18 protein-coding genes are annotated in these 18,920 nt (G+C 51.8%); 10 read left to right on the top strand and 8 right to left on the bottom strand.

All coding sequences use genetic code 11. From position 1 onward, the window contains the following. Positions 1-107: 107 nt before the first annotated feature. From ACN0VL_RS06845 to ACN0VL_RS06805, 9 genes are all read left to right on the top strand, one after another. A complete protein-coding gene (locus ACN0VL_RS06845) occupies positions 108-701 on the top strand; it encodes a TRAP transporter small permease (RefSeq protein ID WP_417615793.1) in 594 nt (197 codons plus the stop codon). A 54-nt stretch (positions 702-755) separates the two neighbouring features. Continuing rightward, a complete protein-coding gene (locus tag ACN0VL_RS06840; protein WP_417615791.1) occupies positions 756-2,042 on the top strand; it encodes a TRAP transporter large permease in 1,287 nt (428 codons plus the stop codon). A gap of 477 nt (positions 2,043-2,519) precedes the next feature. Further along, positions 2,520-2,963 carry a universal stress protein gene (locus ACN0VL_RS06835; RefSeq protein ID WP_417615789.1) on the top strand — a complete coding sequence of 148 codons (444 nt, stop codon included), beginning with the start codon at positions 2,520-2,522 and terminating at the stop codon, positions 2,961-2,963. Positions 2,964-3,566: 603 nt separating this feature from the next. Then, positions 3,567-5,840 (top strand): nitric-oxide reductase large subunit, encoded by a 2,274-nt coding sequence (locus ACN0VL_RS06830; RefSeq protein ID WP_417615787.1) that lies wholly within the window; start codon positions 3,567-3,569, stop codon positions 5,838-5,840. A 220-nt stretch (positions 5,841-6,060) separates the two neighbouring features. Next, a complete protein-coding gene (locus ACN0VL_RS06825; protein ID WP_417615785.1) occupies positions 6,061-6,348 on the top strand; it encodes a flagellar biosynthesis protein FlgE in 288 nt (95 codons plus the stop codon). 1 nt (position 6,349) lies between these two features. Further along, a complete protein-coding gene (locus ACN0VL_RS06820; protein ID WP_417615783.1) occupies positions 6,350-7,189 on the top strand; it encodes a putative metalloprotease CJM1_0395 family protein in 840 nt (279 codons plus the stop codon). Between the two features lie 245 nt (positions 7,190-7,434). Next, positions 7,435-7,923, top strand: coding sequence for a YgjP-like metallopeptidase domain-containing protein (locus tag ACN0VL_RS06815; RefSeq protein ID WP_417615781.1), 489 nt, complete (start codon positions 7,435-7,437; stop codon positions 7,921-7,923). A 150-nt stretch (positions 7,924-8,073) separates the two neighbouring features. Next, positions 8,074-8,688, top strand: a complete 615-nt coding sequence (locus ACN0VL_RS06810; protein WP_417615779.1) for a c-type cytochrome — start codon at positions 8,074-8,076, stop codon at positions 8,686-8,688. After that, complete coding sequence (locus ACN0VL_RS06805) at positions 8,688-9,743, top strand: c-type cytochrome (protein WP_417615777.1); 1,056 nt, start codon at positions 8,688-8,690, stop codon at positions 9,741-9,743. Before ACN0VL_RS06810 ends, ACN0VL_RS06805 begins: the two co-directional genes overlap by 1 nt. Before the next feature lie 87 nt (positions 9,744-9,830). On the opposite strand, the gene ACN0VL_RS06800 is transcribed toward ACN0VL_RS06805, so the two are convergent. The 8 genes from ACN0VL_RS06800 to ACN0VL_RS06765 form a co-directional block, all read right to left on the bottom strand. Beyond that, entirely contained in the window at positions 9,831-10,817 is a 987-nt protein-coding gene (locus ACN0VL_RS06800) for a transporter (RefSeq protein WP_417615775.1), read from the bottom strand. A gap of 2 nt (positions 10,818-10,819) precedes the next feature. Continuing rightward, the gene (locus ACN0VL_RS06795; RefSeq protein ID WP_417615774.1) at positions 10,820-12,058 is read right to left on the bottom strand and encodes a VpsR-related response regulator; all 1,239 of its coding nucleotides are present in this window, start codon (positions 12,056-12,058) and stop codon (positions 10,820-10,822) included. 231 nt (positions 12,059-12,289) lie between these two features. Continuing rightward, the gene (locus ACN0VL_RS06790) at positions 12,290-12,745 is read right to left on the bottom strand and encodes a hypothetical protein (protein WP_417615772.1); all 456 of its coding nucleotides are present in this window, start codon (positions 12,743-12,745) and stop codon (positions 12,290-12,292) included. Positions 12,746-12,772: 27 nt separating this feature from the next. Beyond that, entirely contained in the window at positions 12,773-13,447 is a 675-nt protein-coding gene (locus ACN0VL_RS06785; protein ID WP_417615770.1) for a C39 family peptidase, read from the bottom strand. A 1-nt stretch (position 13,448) separates the two neighbouring features. Continuing rightward, on the bottom strand, positions 13,449-13,772 hold the full coding sequence (locus tag ACN0VL_RS06780) for a hypothetical protein (protein WP_417615768.1): 324 nt from the start codon (positions 13,770-13,772) through the stop codon (positions 13,449-13,451). A gap of 46 nt (positions 13,773-13,818) precedes the next feature. Beyond that, positions 13,819-14,655, bottom strand: coding sequence for a hypothetical protein (locus tag ACN0VL_RS06775; protein WP_417615766.1), 837 nt, complete (start codon positions 14,653-14,655; stop codon positions 13,819-13,821). A 494-nt stretch (positions 14,656-15,149) separates the two neighbouring features. Then, entirely contained in the window at positions 15,150-16,439 is a 1,290-nt protein-coding gene (locus tag ACN0VL_RS06770; protein ID WP_417615764.1) for a mechanosensitive ion channel family protein, read from the bottom strand. Between the two features lie 55 nt (positions 16,440-16,494). Then, positions 16,495-17,178: a glutathione S-transferase gene (locus ACN0VL_RS06765; protein ID WP_417615762.1), complete on the bottom strand. Its 684-nt coding sequence runs from the start codon at positions 17,176-17,178 to the stop codon at positions 16,495-16,497. A gap of 268 nt (positions 17,179-17,446) precedes the next feature. On the opposite strand from ACN0VL_RS06765, the gene ACN0VL_RS06760 reads away from it, so the two are divergent. Then, complete coding sequence (locus ACN0VL_RS06760) at positions 17,447-18,907, top strand: DUF3360 family protein (protein WP_417615760.1); 1,461 nt, start codon at positions 17,447-17,449, stop codon at positions 18,905-18,907. Positions 18,908-18,920: the final 13 nt, after the last annotated feature.

The raw sequence follows: 18,920 nt of genomic DNA, 5'->3' as shown, positions 1-18,920 counted from the left end.
TTTCTTTTCACTCCAGCCCTGGGGCTGTTATGGCTTCAGGGCTTGGGACTTGCGGCCGGGCTGATACAACCAGCCTCGGCCGGCAAACCTAGTCTTGGAGTAACACTATGTCTGAGCCTGTTCCTGAACTGGACGACGATATCCCCTCTTATACCTCGGGTTTGCCCGGCGTGCTCGGCATTATCGACGAATGGATAGCCCGCACCGAAGCCGTGATGCTGGCTGCGGGCGTGTTGCTGATGGCCATCAACACCTGTGCCAATGTGATCGCCCGCTTTGTGTTTGGCGAAGGCTTCTTTTTTTCCGGCGAAATCAACCGGGTGTTAATTATCTTTATTACCTTTGCCGGCCTGGGCTATGCCGCCCGCCATGGCCGCCATATTCGCATGTCTGCGCTATACGACTCCCTGCCAGCCAAAGCAAGAAAAGTATTGATGGTATTCATCGCCCTGTTTACCGGCGCCATCATGTTCTTTCTTAGTTATCACGCCTACGGCTATATAGAAGCCCTCTACAGTCGTGGTCGCATTTTGCCGGCGCTGGGCTTTGAAATTTGGTGGATTTACCTGTGGGCACCGGTCGGGTTTGCCATTACCGGTATTCAGTACTGGCTCACCGCCGTTAAAAACTTCACCAGCCCGGATGTGTATTTATCTACCGGTGTAATGGATGGCTATACGGATACCGAAACCGAGGTCTGATCCGGCATGAAGTTAACAAGTCTGACTCCCATAAAAATAAAAAAGGCATAAACCATGGCAACTCTATTAATGGCCATCATGATTGGGCTGCTGTTGTTGGGCTTTCCCATGATGATACCGCTGATCACCGCCTCCGTGGTTGGCTTTGTAATGATGTTTGACGGCTTCGGCCAAATGGGCACCTTTATACAGCAAATGATGGCCGGCATCCGTCCTGCCTCGCTGATTGCCGTGCCCATGTTTATTCTGGCCGCCGACATCATGACTCGCGGTCAGTCAGCCGATCGCCTCATCAATATGGTGATGGCCTTTATCGGCCACATCAAAGGCGGGCTGGCCATCAGCACCGCCACTTCCTGTACCTTGTTTGGCGCGGTCTCCGGCTCAACTCAGGCTACCGTGGTGGCGGTAGGCTCACCGCTGCGCCCCAAAATGCTTAAAGCGGGCTATTCCGACTCCTTTACACTGGCGCTGATCATCAACGCCAGTGATATTGCGTTTTTGATCCCGCCCAGCATCGGCATGATTATCTATGGCGTTATTTCCAAGACCTCGATTGCCGAGCTGTTTATTGCCGGCATAGGCCCGGGGTTGCTTATTCTGGTGATGTTTTCGCTGTATTGTTTATATTACGCTCATAAGAATCAGGTGCCCACCGAGCCGAAAGCCAGCTGGCCAGAACGCTTTAATGCGGCACGAAGGGCACTGTGGCCGCTGTTCTTCCCGGTGATTATTGTCGGCGGTATTTATGGGGGGATTTTCAGCCCCACCGAAGCCGCCGCCGTGTGTGTGCTGTACGCTTTCTTGCTCGAATTTGTGGTGTTTCGCTCGCTCAAGTTGCCCGCAATCTATCGCATCGCCAAGTCCACAGGCCTGATCACCGCCGTGGTCTTTATTCTGGTGGCGGCGGGTAACGGCTTTTCCTGGATACTGTCGTTTGCACAGGTACCACAAGCTATTCTGGAGTCGGTAGGCGTCAACCAGGCTGGCCCGGTCGGCGTCCTGGTCGCCATTTGCGTGGCCTTCTTTATTGCCTGTATGTTTGTCGATCCCATAGTGGTCATTCTGGTGTTAACCCCCATTTTTGCCCCGGCTATTCAGGCAACCGGCCTGGATCCTGTGTTGGTGGGGGTGTTAATCACGTTACAGGTGGCCATTGGCTCGGCTACCCCGCCCTTTGGCTGCGATATTTTTACCGCCATCGCCATTTTCAAACGTCCCTACATGGATGTAATACGGGGGACGCCGCCCTTTATTTTCATGCTGGTGACGGCGGCAGGCTTGATTATTGCCTTCCCGGAAATAGCCCTCTTCTTGCGTGATTTGGCTTTTCCCGACTAGGCGCTGTAACAAAATATCGCGGTAAGCCTTACGCCTTACGTTAAAGACAAACACCGTCTTTTTTGACTTACAGCGTACGGCTTATACCAAACTGATTAAATAGCAGATCTATTTCTGCTCTATAAATGTCGGACAAAGGGTCTCCTCCACCGACCCGCTACAAGCACATCCCTGTGACGCTCAGCACATGACGTCCCTGTCATGTGATGGTCGGCGGAGAAGATCCCTTTATCCTCCTTGATGCTACGGAGTTGCCTGTCCGTGCTGTCTACAGGCAACTCGGTGCTTGAGAAGAGGCAGCAGAGATCGCCTCCCACGACCGTGAAATGCCATGGAGGGCATTTCCCGAGCCCTCAAGGATGAGTTCATGGCGTGTCGTGGGAGGTGGCTGTGGTGCCTCTGGTACTCAGGCGCAAAGAGGAGCAGAACTTTACTGTAATTGGTATTAAAGCGTACAGCCGATAGAAGGAGAACCGCGTGTTTAATAAAATAGTCGTGGCCGTCGATGGCTCAGCCTTGTCATTGAGGGCGCTAAACAAGGCGGTGCAACTGCAGGCTCTGCTGCCTAATGTCGAGATTTACCTGATCTGTGTTTACAAGCATCACAGCCTGTTTGAGGCCAGCCTGTCTATTGGCCGGCCGGTGGGTATGGACATCCCCGACAGGGTATTGTCTGACTACGCGAAAGAAGTGGTCATTCACGCCAAAGAGCACGCCTGGCAACAGGGAGCGACTCATGTCCGCGGGTTTGTCAGAAGCGGACGTCCTTCGAGAGTCATAGTAAAGTTTGCCAGTGAGAAGGAAGCCGATCTCATAGTAGTAGGCACCCGCGGCACCCACAGCGACAAAGACGGCATACTACTGGGCAGTGTGTCGCACCGCGTCACCAGTGCCGCCAAGTGCCCGGTGTTGGTGGTGTGAGTGTTTGCAAAGGTTCAAAGTGAAGGGGGAAGAGAACAATATAACAGCGAGTACGATGAAGTTTCAGCGAATGCCCCGCCCACACCAGTACCTCACGGTTTCGTGCTCGTAGTGGTGGAATAGGCACTGGACAGACCGACAGTCGGCGATAAAAACCTACCTGACCATAACCATTCCGCACGCTGTCGTGTAGCTGGCTGCCAGTGGCTGCCTATTACGCATCCCCCTCCCTGCTCTGTATCTCTTCGCCCAAATGCTGAAGTTCACCATTCTGTAACCCTATAAGCCAGGACACACCAGCCGGGTCAAGGCCGATATCGACCAACTTATCGACCAGCCTATCGACCATATTATTGATCGATATCATGTGGTTTACCGGTAGCCGTAGGTAGAGTTGCGGCAACGGGCCCACCGGGTAGAGGGGATTCGATACCCTTTGCCCGTCGGCCCCCGCGATTGACCTGGACGCAATGCGTCAGCAACGGGAAAGCCATATGCACAAGGAAGAGCAAACACGACCTCACTCAACACCTTACCTAAAAAGCGACATCTTGTTTGAAAAGGATGTTCCAACGTCAATTAACGCACACCGGGAGGTGAGCCATGGCTAATTATCGGCGCCTATGGACGATATTAATCATCGTTCTGACTTTTAGCTTTGCCGTGCTCGGCTACTTTGGCCGAGAAGTGTATCGAACCGCACCGCCCATTCCGGCCCAGGTGGTCACCGAAAGTGGCACCCTGCTCACCACCAAAGAAGGTATTCTGGATGGTCAAACCGCATGGCAATCCGTCGGTGGCATGCAGTTGGGCTCTGTTTATGGTCACGGGGCCTATCAGGCGCCGGACTGGACTGCCGACTGGTTACACCGTGAGCTAATCGCCTGGCTGGAATTAGCCAGCGTCGATGAGTATGGTCAAGCTTACGCGGACTTGAACGACGATCAGCAAGCCGTGCTGAACAGTCGTCTGAAAAAAGAATATCGCACCAATACCTATAACAGCAGCACGGATGTGTTGGTGGTGTCGGATCGTCGAGCCGCCGCCATGGCCAATACCGCCGCGTATTACCATAGCTTGTTTGGTAACGATCCCGCGTATCAGAGCTCACGCCAAAGCTTTGCCATGAAGGAAAATACGCTGCCTAGCGCCGAACGGCGCACCGCCATGACCAATTTTTTCTTCTGGACCGCCTGGACGGCCGGTACCGAACGTACTCCGGGGGAAGCCACTTATACCAACAACTGGCCACCCGAGCCGCTCATTGACAACAAACCCAGCGCAGAAAACGTGGTGTGGTCGTTGATCAGTATAGTGTTACTGGTGGCCGGTGTTGGCGGCTTTATCTGGGCCTGGGCCTTCTTGCGTAACGAAGACAAAAAAGCGCCAGCCGCCCCGGTTCAAGATCCCTTAACCACCTTCAAACTGACGCCGTCACAAAAGTCGTTGGGCAAATACCTGTTTTTGGTGGTGGCGCTGTTCACTTTCCAAATTTTGATGGGGGGTGCCACCGCGCACTACACGGTAGAAGGTCAGCATTTTTACGGCTTCGAGCTGTCTAAATGGTTCCCCTACAGCCTGCTGCGTACCTGGCACTTGCAAAGCGCCTTGTTCTGGATTGCCACCGGCTTCCTGGCGGCGGGCCTGTTTCTTGCGCCCCTCATCAATGGCGGTAAAGATCCCAAGTTCCAGAAACTCGGTGTCGATATCCTGTTCTGGGCCCTGATCGCCGTGGTCGTCGGTAGCTTCGCGGGTAACTACCTGGCCATCGCGCAAATCATGCCGCCTAACCTGAACTTCTGGTTGGGTCATCAGGGCTATGAATACGTGGACCTGGGTCGGCTGTGGCAGATAGGCAAGTTTATTGGCCTGGTGCTGTGGCTGGTATTGATGTTGCGCGGCATGGTTCCGGCATTACGCCAGCCTGGCGACAAGCACATGCTGATCTTGTTAACCGCCTCCGTTATCGCCATTGGCCTGTTTTATGGTGCCGGTTTCTTCTACGGTGAACGTACCCATATTTCAGTCATGGAATACTGGCGCTGGTGGATAGTGCACTTGTGGGTAGAGGGCTTCTTTGAAGTGTTTGCCGCCGTCGCCCTGGCCTTTATCTTCTATAACATGGGTTTGATCTCCAAGCGTATGGCCACCACGGCCAGTCTGGCTTCTGCCTCGCTGTTTTTGGTCGGTGGCGTACCTGGTACCTTCCATCACATGTACTTCTCGGGTACGACCACGCCGGTCATGGCGGTGGGTGCCACCTTTAGTGCGCTGGAAGTCGTACCATTAGTGGTGATGGGCTATGAAGCCTGGGAAAACTGGAGCTTGAAGAAGAGCGCCCCCTGGATGGAAAAGGTAAAGTGGCCTTTGATGTTCTTTGTGGCCGTCGCCTTCTGGAACATGTTGGGTGCCGGTGTACTGGGCTTTATGATCAACCCGCCCATCGCGCTCTATTATATCCAGGGGTTGAACACGACCGCAGCGCACGCCCATGCCGCCCTGTTTGGTGTGTATGGCTTTCTGGCCCTGGGCTTCACGCTGATGGTGTTGCGTTATATTCGCCCCAATATGGTGTTTAACGAGACGCTGATGAAAACCGGTTTCTGGTGGTTGAATGGTGGTCTGATACTGATGTTATTCACCAGCTTGCTACCGGTTGGCATTATCCAGTTTGTCGCCAGCGCCAGCGAGGGTCTGTGGTATGCCCGCAGCGAAAGCTTTATGCAGCAAGGCTTGCTGCAAACCTTACGCTGGGTGCGTACCTTTGGTGATGTGGTGTTTATCATAGGCGCGCTGGCAGTGACCTGGCAGGTGATTATCGGCCTCTGGCCGCGCCGTAAACGGCAAGATCAAGGCATGGCCGAGTGGGCAAAATAACGCTGCTACCTGCCTGAACAAGATCATAATAAAAGACCGCCATGGCGGTCTTTTTATTTGCCTGGCACAGATAGCTCAGCCGGCTGTTCTCTGATTGCCGGTTACCAGGCTCTGGTATTGACTGTCCATTACGGCACTAAAGATAATCAGGCTCGCTTTCAATTGTGTCCGTTATGGTCAATAATTGGCCATACTCAAGGGATTCTTGTGAGGATGCTGCATGAATATTCAATCTGCCTTTGCTGCGGGTTTGCAAGGCTATCAACGCTCGGCGGACAGCGTGACCGATGCGTCACTGAACATCAGCCGGCAAAATATTAATGCCCTTGCCAATCAGTCGAGCACCGGTGCCGAGGTCAATCCGGATCAGTTTGTGGATGCCAGTAAAAAAACCACCGCCGACGGCCTTGTTCAGCTGCAACAAGCCGAACTGCATGCGCAGGCCAACGTGCACAGCATCAAGACTGCCGATGATATGCTCGGCACCTTAATTGATATTCGGGTGTAATATGCACATCTCTCGTCCCATTCAGGATCTCTCTACCTTTACCCAGCCAGTGGCTGCCAGCCAGATCCAGCAGGATAACGAGCAGCGCCCACGTATCGAACCCGTGGTCACCACAGAACAAGCCGCCACCGGGCAATCGGCAACAGACAGCTTTAGCTCATCCGAACAATCCGATGTACCCGAGTTGTATAATCGCCAGGGTAAGACGGATGGTGCGGCCCACAAGGATGATGACCAGACCAGCGAATCGGCTGCAACAGAAACAGATGAGGAGATAGCCGCTTCAACGAAGAAAAATGCAGCGGGCAAAGAGCTGACTCCCGAGCAACAGGAGGCGCTGCTGCAGCTACAACAACGGGATCGGGAAGTACGGGTACATGAGCAACAACATGCCAGTGTAGGTGGCCAACACACAGGAGCGCCCAGCTACCAGTATGAAACTGGCCCCGATGGCAAACAGTATGCCGTAGAGGGGAAAGTATCGGTCGATCTCTCTCCCGTTGCCGGCGACCCCGTGGCCACCATAGAGAAAATGCAGCAGGTGAAAGCGGCGGCACTGGCCCCCGCCGAACCCTCACAGGCGGATAAAAATGCCGCCGCCCGTGCCGAGCAACTCATTATTGAAGCCCGTGCCGAGCTGCAGCAGGCAGCAGCGCCGGGTAAAGATGGCCTGTCGAGGGCCGAAAAGCCCACCACGGTCAAATCGCAAACGGACATTGCCACCGACACGCCCACCGCCAAAGATGCCAGCGGCCAGATGCAACTGAGAAATCAGGTCATTGCCGGCGTATACGGCAAAGCGGCGCAAGCTCATTCACAACAGCTGCTTAATCTAGCTTAAGCAATCTCTTATAACTGATGTGGATTTTAGTGCTGGTTTGCCTTTATCGTCACCCTCGCGAAGGAACGTCATCCTCGCGTAGGCGGGGACGGGGGTCCAGTGCCTTTGCAGGCGCCACGCAGGCTGACAGTTCTGCACCACAAGTCCTGGATTCCCGCCTTCGCGGGAATGACGGCAGATCCACACCTGTTATACTGAGCCACTTACAGCTTGGTTAGCATCCCCGTTTTAAACAGCGAGTACATGTGACAGATCTTAAATACCTCGCCGGCTACCCGGCGTCCATTCAGGCCCAGGCCGCCGAGCTTATCCACAGCGGCAAACTGGGGGCCTATCTTGATCGCAAATATCCCCAGGTTCATGAAGTCCAAAGTGATAAAGCACTATATGGTTATGTGAATGAGCTTAAAAACCAGTATCTGCGCAAAAGTGGTCCGCTTAGCCAGGTGCGTTACGACAGCAAGCTCAAGGTACTCAAGCATGCCCTGGGCGTGCATACCTATCAGTCTCGAGTACAGGGCAGCAAGTTAAAAGCCCACAACAGCATCACGGTTGCCAGCCTGTTCAAGGCTGCACCGCCCGAGTTTCTCCGCATGATAGTGGTACACGAGCTTGCCCACTTTAAAGAGAAAGATCATAACAAGGCGTTTTATCAGCTGTGTTGCCACATGGAGCCCGATTACCATCAGTTAGAGCTGGATACCCGGCTCTGGCTACAGTGGCGAGAGCAATAACCCCGCCCTTTTCACAACTGATGTGAATATTTTATTTCTGAAATGTATGCCGCAGATCAAGTCTGCCAAGCTTATGTGGTAAGTACGTATATCCCCCCGGTCGGCACACTTCTAGAATACGGTCGCAAGCATAGCCTCAGGATAATAACCATGAAAAGACTCGTATTCTTAGCCAGTGCCCTGGCTATCAATGCATTGCCGGCTACGGCCGACATGCCCCCACAGGCCGCACTCTGTGTCAGCTGTCATCAGGCAACGGGCCTGGGTATGGCAAACCTGGCCCCCTCTATTGCGGGTATGCCTGCCACCTATCTGGCCGCTCAACTGGCCCTCTTTAAATCCGGTGAGCGTAATAATGCCATCATGAGACCCATGGCCATGGCCCTGGACGAAGCGGGTATCAAGGCGACCAGCGAGTGGTTTGCCAGCCTGCCACTCGAACTGCCCGCAGACCCTGCGTTTCGTGGTGAAAAGCAGCCACAAGACATGACCGAACTCGGTGAAAGGCTGGCTTACCTGGGTGACTGGCAACGTGACTTGCCGAGCTGCGTGGCCTGTCATGGTCCGGAAGGGGTGGGAGTTGGCGAAACCTTCCCTCCCCTTGCCGGCCAGCATGCCGACTATATTGAAAGCCAGTTAAAGGCCTGGCAGGACGGTTCGCGCAGCGACGACAGCAACGGCTTGATGGGGCATGTGGCAAAAAAACTGACCGCGGAAGAAATGACTGCCGTTGCCAATTACTTTGCCAGCGTGGAGGCTAAATAATGATCAAACTTTCTTCTACACTATGGCTTGGTTTGTCGCTGGCTGCCGCGAGTAACGCTTATGCCGCCAATGTCGGCAAGCTGGCCATTCAGGATGAACTGCCGGTAGGCAAGGCGGTGGGCGAGTATCCGTTGCCACCAAACTGGAGCCAGTTGCCTGAAGGTGAGCTGGGTGAAAAAGTAGTGCGTGGCTATGAGTATTTCGTGAATACCCAGTCGCTGGCACCCGAGTTTGTGGGTAATGGCCTTAATTGCGTCAATTGCCACATGGATGCAGGTAAAAAAGAGAATGCCGCGCCACTGTGGGCCGCCTACATGAGCTACCCGGCATTTCGCAAGAAAAACAACAAGATCAACTCTTACCAGGAGCGAATTCAGGGCTGTTTCCTGTATTCCATGAACGGGACTCCGCCACCAGCGGACGATCCGGTACTGGTTGACCTGTCTGCCTATGCTTACTGGCTGGCGCAAGGCACCCTGAGCGGTGAAGGCTTTGAGGCCGCAGCCATGCCGGTGCCCTCAGATGCCGAACTACTCAAAGGCGGCAAGCGGGACGACTTCCCCTTTATGCAAGCCTACCTGGAGGCGGGTGGCAGCAAAGAGCCAGCACTACCCGGCCGTGGTTATCCCAAACTGGACGAACCGGAGCAGGCCCCGGACATCGCTCGTGGCAAAGCGGTATACGAACAGGAATGTTCGGTGTGTCATGGCGCCAACGGCGAAGGACAAATGGTTAACGAGCGTTATGTCTTCCCGCCACTGTGGGGACCGGACACCTATAACTGGGGTGCCGGCATGCAGCGGGTGAATACGGCTGCCTATTTCATTAAAAGCAATATGCCGCTCGGCCAACCCGGCAAGCTGACCGATCAGCAAGCCTGGGATGTTGCCATGTACCTGGATACCCATGAACGCCCGCAAGATCCGCGTAACAATGGCGACATTGCCCAGACCCGCGAGCAATTCCACGGTGGCAAGAGCTATTACGGTACCGAAGTCGACGGCAAGCTGCTGGGCAGCGAAAGCTACCCCAACCACCCGAACAAACCTCGGTAGATCTCGGTAAGAAAGGAAGAACAGACAACAAGGGCCGGTTATCCGGCCCTTGTTTTATCTGGTCATGGCTGTGATTCAGCCATCATCTTAAAACATGATGGGCATGCCGAAATTCAGCTGCACATCCGGGGCATCTTCGGTCAAACCGGCCTGCAGGCTCATGTTAACCGATGAATTTTCGCTAAGTGCCAGAGAAAAGCCTGTGGTCAGGCTGTCCAACTGCAGCACCTCTCCGGTTTTTCTACCATTTATCTCCGATTCAAACACGGTTCTGTGGTTAACCCCCAGGCTGAAGGACAATCGTTCGTTGACGGCAAAGCCCATCCCCATTCCCAGGAAGAAGCTGTCCCCCAAGGTATACTTGTCATTGGCCAGGTTATCACCATCATTAGGATCAATGTCTATCCCGGCATCCGCTTCCATATTCCAGGTATAGCCACCGGTGGCAAATAGCACAGCCGGATCCAGGGGGTAGATCATGGTCAGGCTGGGTTCAAATGACCAGGCACCAGAGCCGGTTGGCGGATCCTTGAATATCCCATTTGCGTCGACTTCTTGATCAAATGCCGATTCACCGGTATCCGACTTGATTCTTAACCCACCAATCCAGAAGGGCGCCGATTCCAGGTTAAACTGGTAGCGTATTGCTGCTTCGATGTCTCCCAGCCCGCCACCATCAGATGTGAACTTTTCAGGATTATTGGATGAGCCTAACGGTCTTTTAGTAATACTGTCGTGTCGATATACAAAGGGAGCCCTTAGCTCCAGCTCAATGCGGTTGGTCAGCCCGTAACGAGCCGCCAGCGCCCAGGTAAAAGTGGTCAGGTCGGCATCTTCCGCCTCTATAATCCCGACCAGCAGCGCCGGCACTTGAGTAAAACCCAGAATAGAGATGCGATTAGAGGTGTTTTGTGAATAGCTGAAAGTAGGCTCAATTTCGAAACGACCTTTGGGGGTCATTAACCCTTGAGTGGCAAGGGAACTGGCTACGGTGTCAACGACTTGTCTATCTTGCGCCTGAGCAGCACCCATCACAGAGAGCAGCAAGCCGGCTGATATTATCCTTTTTTTCATAGTTATCTCCTGATTCCATATCTTGCTATCAATCGATGTAACGAAGCCCTGGAAATACAAAGCAATTCGGCGGCCCTGCCTGGACGATCCGACACCAGATTAAGTGCTTTCTTTATCGCGAGTGCTTCAGCCTCCTCCCTTGCCTGCCTTAAACTCAAATTAGCGCATTGCTCTGGAGTTCGCTTGTCTTCCAACCCCATTAGATCCGCACTTAAATACCTTCCCTCACAAGAAGATACTCCAGCAACAATTTTTTCGATAAGCTCGGTGACATTACCCGGCCAGTCATACTTTATGATGGCCTGTTCGGCACCATGCGAAAATCCTAATATTATTTTATTTTGCTCTCGACTCAACTTGTAAAGATAATACCTTGCTATTAGAACGCTATCCTGGCCCCGATTTCTTAGTGGTGGTATGCTTATCCAGTTACTCTTCAACAGCATTAAGAACTCAGAGTCAAACAAGCCGCACCCGTCCACTTCATCAATAGGCAAGCCACAGCAAAAAACAAACTCACGCCTGCCTTTTAACTCTAAAGATGAAGCACAGATATGCATTTGTACATCTTGTGGCAAGCATTCGACACCAGCAACCATAATGCAGGCAGACTCATTCAACCCACCATAAAGCAAGCCATCCAGCTGAGATATATAGTCATTTGATTCATGGCTGCTTGAACTAACTTCTAAAAACCGCAGTCCATTAAAGTTCGCCCAGCTTTTAACCAGCAGACGCTTACCTGTCCCGCTTTCCCCTGACAAGGTAATAATACCCGCAGTATGGTGGTAGAGCTGTAATAAGGATTGCTTGAAATGTTCATGCCGCCCTATCACTTCCCCTCGATGAAATGACAAGCTCAATTTTTTTTTAAGGCTTGTCACGCCATAAGCTCGCCCTACTGTAATAAACAGCTTATCTTCCAATACTGGAGCCGTGTGATAATCGTAACAGTGCCTAGCAACGAAGAACTGCCACTCTTGTTTAAGAAGCTGATTTTTAGAGAGAACTGCAATCCAGGATACTCCCTTGTAGCGTTCTAACCAGCATTCCAATTTTGTATCAGGCTGCTCGAGTTCGCTGCAATCAATAATACCAATCGATACTTCTGAGCTATCAAGGTACCCCCCTGCAGCGTCCAGATTTTGATGTCTGACGAGGGTCCAGTCTGGATGCTGAATGCCTGATACGCGCAGGCTAGAAGAATACTGAAGAACTAGGATCTCCCTTTCTAAGGCCATCTTGCACCACCCGCATCATCCAATGATACTTATCACTATAGAACAAAACTATAGAGCAGAACCGATAAAATACGACAGGCAAAATGAAGAAAAAACAAACACTGTAAAATCAAACAATTACCATTGCGCGATAATTATGCATAACTAAAACAAAGATGAATGAGTCCTATGCATAAAAAATCCAGCAAGAATCGTACCTATCTTGCTGGATTTGTATGTTTAATTGCAAAATCAATAGCCTCCCATTCTCACCGCATCCCTAAGCCTGCTTGATGCTCTCAGGCCGTCTTGATAAGCCTTGATATTTATTGGTGTCACTATATCTATGTGCAACTTAACGTCGGTTCTGACATTGTTTGCGGCATTATCCACTATAAAACCCAACTGCCCCCGGCCATTTAACGGGACAATATTCAAGCCTTTAACCCCAGCCACATCTGCTATTACCGCAGGATGAGGGCTGTTTCTATCCATGTTAAAAAGATTGCTGAAAAAAACGCTCTGCCCATTAACCAACGCCTCCATTTTAAGACCAATTGAATAATTTACACCTGGCAAGGAGAAACCGCCTCGTTGCTGTTCCAATATGCTTTCCGATAAGGCAGGCGTATTTTCAAGTGAAACGTCATAACTTTTCGAAAAGGCTATAGCAGGAATAAGCAGCACTGAGACTATCAGCCATTTCATAATTATTACCCCACTAAATTGTGACATTCAGTAATCGAACTCGGATGGTAACATCAAGTCCGTAAGATGAGGCAGCCGCTGCATAAGCGCCATTCTCGACGGTGCACTAGGTGCTGAATGTTCCCAATCCTCTCTCTGATTAAAGCTCGCTTTGGCAACTTCAGTATTATCTCTGATAAAGAGAAAGATGCCATTACTGCTTTCATCAAACTTATCGCCATCCATTATATGTAACCCTATGGAGGGATCACCGATAAGAACCTTGTCATCCTTCACGCCTTTGACAACCACAAAATGATTATAACCATTGTAGTTAACCAGAGCTATCGACGGCATTCCCAGCTTGGTCAAATTATCTCTTGTCAATTGATAACCTTCGGACTTAAGCCCTCTCCTCGCCAAAAAGTGCTTCATATCCAGCATGGAAAAGCCTTTTTCTTCTATTTTCTTCTTGTCACCAAACTTGAACATCTCCTCAAAAATCATTGCTTCGGTAAATGGCATACCATAATGATGAGTCAGTAAAGAAGCCAAGGCAGCAGAACCACAGCTAAAGTCATACTGCTGCTTAACTATCTCACCAAACTTAATCTCACCAAAGCTCTTGACCGGCACCCTAAAATGCCCCCCTCCAGCTCCCGGCAAGTTTATAGCAAAACTTACCACTGGAAACAGAACCAAAAGTAATAGTAGTTTTTTCATATTATCTGGCCGACACTATGTTAACGGAGGTACTCATATTGGTAATGTTATTATTACCCGATGACAGGCTAATCATAATAATACCATTGGACCCCGATAAAGCCCCGGCTGATATATTGTTAGCTCCCGTCAACACTATTGAGTTAGATATATCGTTCCCTGCTATCACCCCTCCCTGGCCTGTTATATTATCCTGATCAATCAAGTTGGCCATGCCCCTGCTCCCGTCCAGAAGTGCATTGTCGGCAACAGGCAGCATGTCCAGTTCCTGGCCGGCGAAGATGGAAGAGCTTAAAAGAGCCGATAACAATATTACCCTTTTCATATTCCCTCCTTGAAATAAGCCGGCCCTCTCGAGCCGGCATAAAAGGTTAGAACTGCACGCTGGCATTGACGTTCACGCTTTGTTGACCCATAGCGCTTTGTCCGGAAATAGCCTGCTGGGTATTAATACCGTGGGTTGCACCGGTATTGCCGACGGTATTGTTACCGGACGTGATCATGGATACCGACCAAACGTTAGTGGCTGCATTGGCTCGGGTTTTCTGATCCAGATCCTGATCGGCCATCAACATGCCAAGGCCTGCACCTGAACCTAAACCGGCACCCAATCCATTACCGGCACCAACGCCAAATCCTGTGCCATCGGCATCATTACTGCCATGGCCTAGCCCCAGCCCCAGAAAGCCTAAGCCCAAGGCATTGCCGCCGTCACCACCTTGGCCCACTCCTGCACCAAAGCCGACACCCAGCCCCAGGCCCAGCCCCAGGCCCAGACCTGCGCCAACGCTGACGCTGTCCTGATCGGCATCTCCATAGTTGCCGCTATAGGCATACGAACCGCCCTTCGCATACGCTTTGGAATCCGTATTTCCGGTATGTCCATACTGGTAGGTCACGTTATTCTGCTTGTTAATCGCATATCTCTTATTGATATGGTAGAAACTATAATCAAGATCCGTGTAGGTCTTATCGATATCTATATGTGTTTTCGATACATACTTTTTATCGATATCATAAACCGCACTATTGTCATTAGCTTGATTACCGTCATCGTTGCTGTTGTGGCTGCCGTCATCGTAGTGTTTGGTTGTATCACCGCCACCACCATAACCGCCACCATAGCCATAACCATTAGCTGCTGCACCAAATGAAGCGCCTACAGACAAGGCGACCAGTACCGCTAATGTTTTCTTTTGCATAGACATATAAAGTCCCTCTTCTTTTATTAAAAAAGTGCCTATTTTATTACTCTGCCCATACATCCTGGCAGATCGAGGGCTTATTAACTTAGTCACTCAGCCCTGACTTAAATATTAGCCGAGTCAAAAAAGAGAGATGTCTTAAAGGTAAGTTATAACAAATCAAATTAATATATAAATGAGTTGATGTATCATTATCGAGAATACACAGTCTTACTTTTAAGACAGCACACTCCATTGAGTCTTTACTGGCGCTCCTATAAAGATACAAATGACCCCAAAACTATTATTACAAGTGACTGACACTAATGATATCAACATCAAGAATACCTTTATTTATTTCAAAATGGAGTCAACCAGATACTAGCAGCAATTAATACTGGCACAATGGTTATGACAGGAAAGAAAGCAGACAAGGGCAGCACTGTGTGCCTCGCTGTTTTTGTGACCCTGAAGGTGATAAAAAAGGGCCCGCAGGCCCTTGTTTATCTCATGTGATTTCACCCTACCCTGCGCAGGTCTTCCTGTGCCGGTGCTCGCGCCAGCGCTCGCAGGTCATATCCCGTGGGTGCCTGATGCGCCCTGAGACCAAACTCTGGCAGCACCGCAAAAATATGGTCGAACAGGTCCCCTTGTATGGCTTCGTACTCCGCCCACTTGGTGGTGTTGGTAAAGGCATAAATCTCTACTGGTATGCCATTCGGTGTTTGCTCAAGCTGGCGTACCATCAGCGTCATCTGCTGGTGAATCTGGGGGTGGCTCTTCAGCAATCTTTCCAGATAGGCCCGGAAAGTGCCGATATTGGTCAAACGGCGACCATTGGCCAGCGAGGATAAGTCCAGCTGTTGATTACTGTTGTGTTGTGTCAGCTCTTGCACCTTTTCATCCAGGTAGGGCGCCAGCATTTGCGCCCGTTGCAGCCGGTGAATATCCTCTGGTTGCAAGAAGTGCACACTGCTGCTGTCGAGCAGCAGGCTGCGCTTGAGACGACGCCCCCCCGACTCGCTCATGCCCCGCCAGTTTTTAAAGGAGTCTGAAATCAGCGCGTAGGTGGGAATGGTGGTAATGGTCTTGTCCCAGTTTTGCACCTTGACCGTGGTCAGCCCTATATCGATCACGGCACCGTCGGCACCGTATTTAGGCATTTCCAGCCAATCACCCACGGTCAGCATATTGTTGGCCGACAGCTGAATACCCGCCACCAACCCCAATATGGGATCTTTGAATACCAGCATCAGTACCGCCGTCATGGCCCCCAGGCCACTGAGCAGCAGCAACGGGGACTTGCCAATCAGCGTCGAAATAATCAGCAGGCCGATAAAGATACTGGCAATCAGCTTGATGCTTTGAAAAATACCGCGCAGCGGAAAATGCCGCATGGCCGGTTTGTGCTGCAAAATATCCAGCAGCGCATCCAGCAACGAGAACAAGGACAACATGCTGTACAGCAACACCCAGATATGGGCCGTCGACTGAATAACGGGCAATAAGGTGGACTCATTCTCCAGCCACAGCCCTGCCTGAATATAAATGATGATGCCTTGCAGGGTCAGTGCCAGTCGACTGAACAGCTTGCGTTCAAAAAATGCCTGGCGCCAGATTTGACGATTACCCTGTGCCCGGCCACCTACCCAGGCAATCACCACTCGGTGTAACAAAAAATGGATACCGGCCGAAATCAATATGATTAACAGTATGGCGGCGGCGGTATACACCAGCTCCGAAAATTGCGGAATGTATTTGTCTAGCCAGGGCATGACCAGCCCTTCCAGATCACTCACCTCATTCATTATGGTTTTTCACTCCTGTTAACGTTACATAAACACGGTACCTGGGTGGTCACCGTCACGTTGCCACCCTGGGCCCATATAGATAAGAACCGCCTTTTTCCAGCGCCCGCAGATAAGCCGGCCTTGCCTGTAACCGGGTCACATAGGCCTTTAACCTGGGGTAGCTGTCGGCCATCTCAGCCCTGTGCATCGCCGCTTCCAGTGGAAAGCTCATCTGAATGTCAGCGGCACTGAAAGACTCCCCCAAAAACCATTCGTGACAGGCCAGATGATCCGCTACAAAATTGAGATGGGTGTGTATTTGCTGATTCAAAAAGGCGCGCTCGACACCGGCCACTATTTTTTTGACCAGGGGACGAATAAAAAACGCCATGGGCGCCTGCTGCACCTTGTCGAACACATGGCGCATCAGCAAAGGCGGCATCAAAGAACCCTCCCCATAATGCAGCCAATAAACATAATCCCACCAGGCTTGAGTATTGGCGGCGGGCAATAGGGTGCTGCTGCCGTAGCGCTGCGCCAAATAGTCGATAATGGCACCCGACTCGGCAAGCCGGAGTTCCCCATCGATTAATATCGGAGCCTTGCCCAGCGGGTGCACGCGCTTCAGAGTCTCGGGAGCCAGGCTGGTATGGGCATCCCGCTGATAACGCTTAATGTCATAGTCCAGTTCCAGCTCTTCCAGCATCCAGATAATTCGCTGCGAGCGGGAATCATTAAGATGATGCAGCTGTATCATGCTGTCCCTCCTTGTCTAGGGTCGCCTCATCTTCACTGAGTAATAAAACAGCACAATAACATACATACCGCCCGCTAATGGCTTGCCATCACTCGCACTCCGCTATCTTGTTCAGTTCAGCCGGGCACCGGCTATCGCCTGCAGCCATGATCAAGATCGCGCCAGTTACTGATCTGCGATCTTCAAATGTTAAGACTTATGTCGAATAGAACAACTTGATAACAACACCTATCATCCACTGTAAAATGACACCACCAAGGAGAGTCCCGTGTCACAAACCGACAACACCAATTATCATGCCAAGCATAAGCCCAGCCGAGATTTTGACAGCCGCGCCGCCTATCTGGAGCATGAATTGACCATAATGGCACCCAAGCGCTGGCGTTTGAATCTCCCATTCAAAGACTATCGTTTTGAGCTGGAAGACCTGGTGCCCGCCCTTGCCGCCACCATAGGTAAAATTGTGATGGTGGCCGCCGTGGTAGCCGCCTTCGCCGGACCTCTGGGACTGTCGGATGCCTTCGTGGTGGAAAACGTCCGCTTTGAAATGCTGATTGCCGCCGTGTTGTTTGTCATTCTGTTTTCCGGGCTTATCAATCCCACCGCCAACCTGGCCGGTACTCACGGCCCCATGATTCCGCTGATCCCACTAATTGTTGCCTCCGGCGGCCACCCGCTCGCGCTGGGGCTGCTGGTCGGCCTGTTTGGCTTACTGCTCAGTATTACCAAGGGTGGCAGCAAGTTAATGGCGCTCACCAGTGATGGGGTTCGAGGTGGCCTGCTGATATATCTCGGTGCCGTAGGTCTGTTTAGCCAGATTAAGGCACTCACCGGCTGGGCCAATGGCATCGACATGGGTTATATCGCCTTCGCGGTGATCCTGAGTACCATTATCATGTATGCCCTGCTGGCCCGACTGGAAATGCGCTGGTTGTCGATTCCGTTGGGCTCGGGTATCGCCTTCGTGATTGCCATCTCTCTGGGCGCGCCCTTTGAATTTGTCACCGAGCCAGGTATACCCCACCTGACTCCATCATACTGGTGGGGTGAAAACACCGGGTGGCAGATGGGCTGGCCCGAGCTGCACCACTTTATTAGTGTGGCTCCCTTTGCCGTGCTGGCGGTTGCCATGTGGTCGCCCGACTTCATGGGGCAGCGGGTATTTCAGGAACTGAACTACCCCAAAAAAGCCACAAAAGTATTGATGAATGTGGACGATACCATGGGCGTCGCCTCGGTCCGCCAGGCAGTAGGCAGCCTGCTGGGTGGCGGCAATCTGGCGTCCTCCTGGGGGACTTATATTATTCCGGCAGCAATAGCCAAGCGCCCCATTCCAGCCGGTGCCGTGTTGACTGGGGTGATGTGTATTATCGCCGCACTCTGGGGCTACCCCATGGACCTGGCAGTGTGGGCTCCGGTATTGCGCGTGGCCTTGATTGTGGGTGTATTCATGCCACTGCTGGAAGCCGGTATGCAGATGACGCGCAGCACCACCAGTAGTCAGTCTGCGGGTATTGTGGTGTTTGCCTCGGCCTTCGTGAACCCGGTATTCGGTTGGTCCATGACCATGCTGCTCGACAACCTGGGGCTGATTGGCGACAAAGAGCGCGGCAAGACACTGCGCCGAACGGACCGCTGGGTGATCCCGGGTGCCACCTTTATTATTCTGCTGGCCATTATGGCGGCGGTAGGCATGCTGCCCGGCATTCCGGCCTTTATCCCTCACTAAGTTTTACTTACTC

Source organism: Oceanisphaera sp., from assembly GCF_048268965.1.
Taxonomy (GTDB): Bacteria; Pseudomonadota; Gammaproteobacteria; order Enterobacterales; family Aeromonadaceae; genus Oceanimonas.
Note: the sequence above shows the minus strand (reverse complement) of the source record. Positions and strands in the feature narration are given on the sequence as shown.

Coding starts and splice junctions, on each gene's coding strand:
- ACN0VL_RS06795 (WP_417615774.1), bottom strand. CDS start 12,058: ATGGCCTTAGAAAGGGAGATCCTAGTTCTTCAGTATTCTTCTAGCCTG.
- ACN0VL_RS06800 (WP_417615775.1), bottom strand. CDS start 10,817: ATGAAAAAAAGGATAATATCAGCCGGCTTGCTGCTCTCTGTGATGGGT.
- ACN0VL_RS06770 (WP_417615764.1), bottom strand. CDS start 16,439: ATGAATGAGGTGAGTGATCTGGAAGGGCTGGTCATGCCCTGGCTAGAC.
- ACN0VL_RS06780 (WP_417615768.1), bottom strand. CDS start 13,772: ATGAAAAGGGTAATATTGTTATCGGCTCTTTTAAGCTCTTCCATCTTC.
- ACN0VL_RS06785 (WP_417615770.1), bottom strand. CDS start 13,447: ATGAAAAAACTACTATTACTTTTGGTTCTGTTTCCAGTGGTAAGTTTT.
- ACN0VL_RS06830 (WP_417615787.1), top strand. CDS start 3,567: ATGGCTAATTATCGGCGCCTATGGACGATATTAATCATCGTTCTGACT.
- ACN0VL_RS06810 (WP_417615779.1), top strand. CDS start 8,074: ATGAAAAGACTCGTATTCTTAGCCAGTGCCCTGGCTATCAATGCATTG.
- ACN0VL_RS06845 (WP_417615793.1), top strand. CDS start 108: ATGTCTGAGCCTGTTCCTGAACTGGACGACGATATCCCCTCTTATACC.
- ACN0VL_RS06840 (WP_417615791.1), top strand. CDS start 756: ATGGCAACTCTATTAATGGCCATCATGATTGGGCTGCTGTTGTTGGGC.
- ACN0VL_RS06805 (WP_417615777.1), top strand. CDS start 8,688: ATGATCAAACTTTCTTCTACACTATGGCTTGGTTTGTCGCTGGCTGCC.
- ACN0VL_RS06820 (WP_417615783.1), top strand. CDS start 6,350: ATGCACATCTCTCGTCCCATTCAGGATCTCTCTACCTTTACCCAGCCA.
- ACN0VL_RS06790 (WP_417615772.1), bottom strand. CDS start 12,745: ATGAAATGGCTGATAGTCTCAGTGCTGCTTATTCCTGCTATAGCCTTT.
- ACN0VL_RS06775 (WP_417615766.1), bottom strand. CDS start 14,655: ATGTCTATGCAAAAGAAAACATTAGCGGTACTGGTCGCCTTGTCTGTA.
- ACN0VL_RS06765 (WP_417615762.1), bottom strand. CDS start 17,178: ATGATACAGCTGCATCATCTTAATGATTCCCGCTCGCAGCGAATTATC.
- ACN0VL_RS06825 (WP_417615785.1), top strand. CDS start 6,061: ATGAATATTCAATCTGCCTTTGCTGCGGGTTTGCAAGGCTATCAACGC.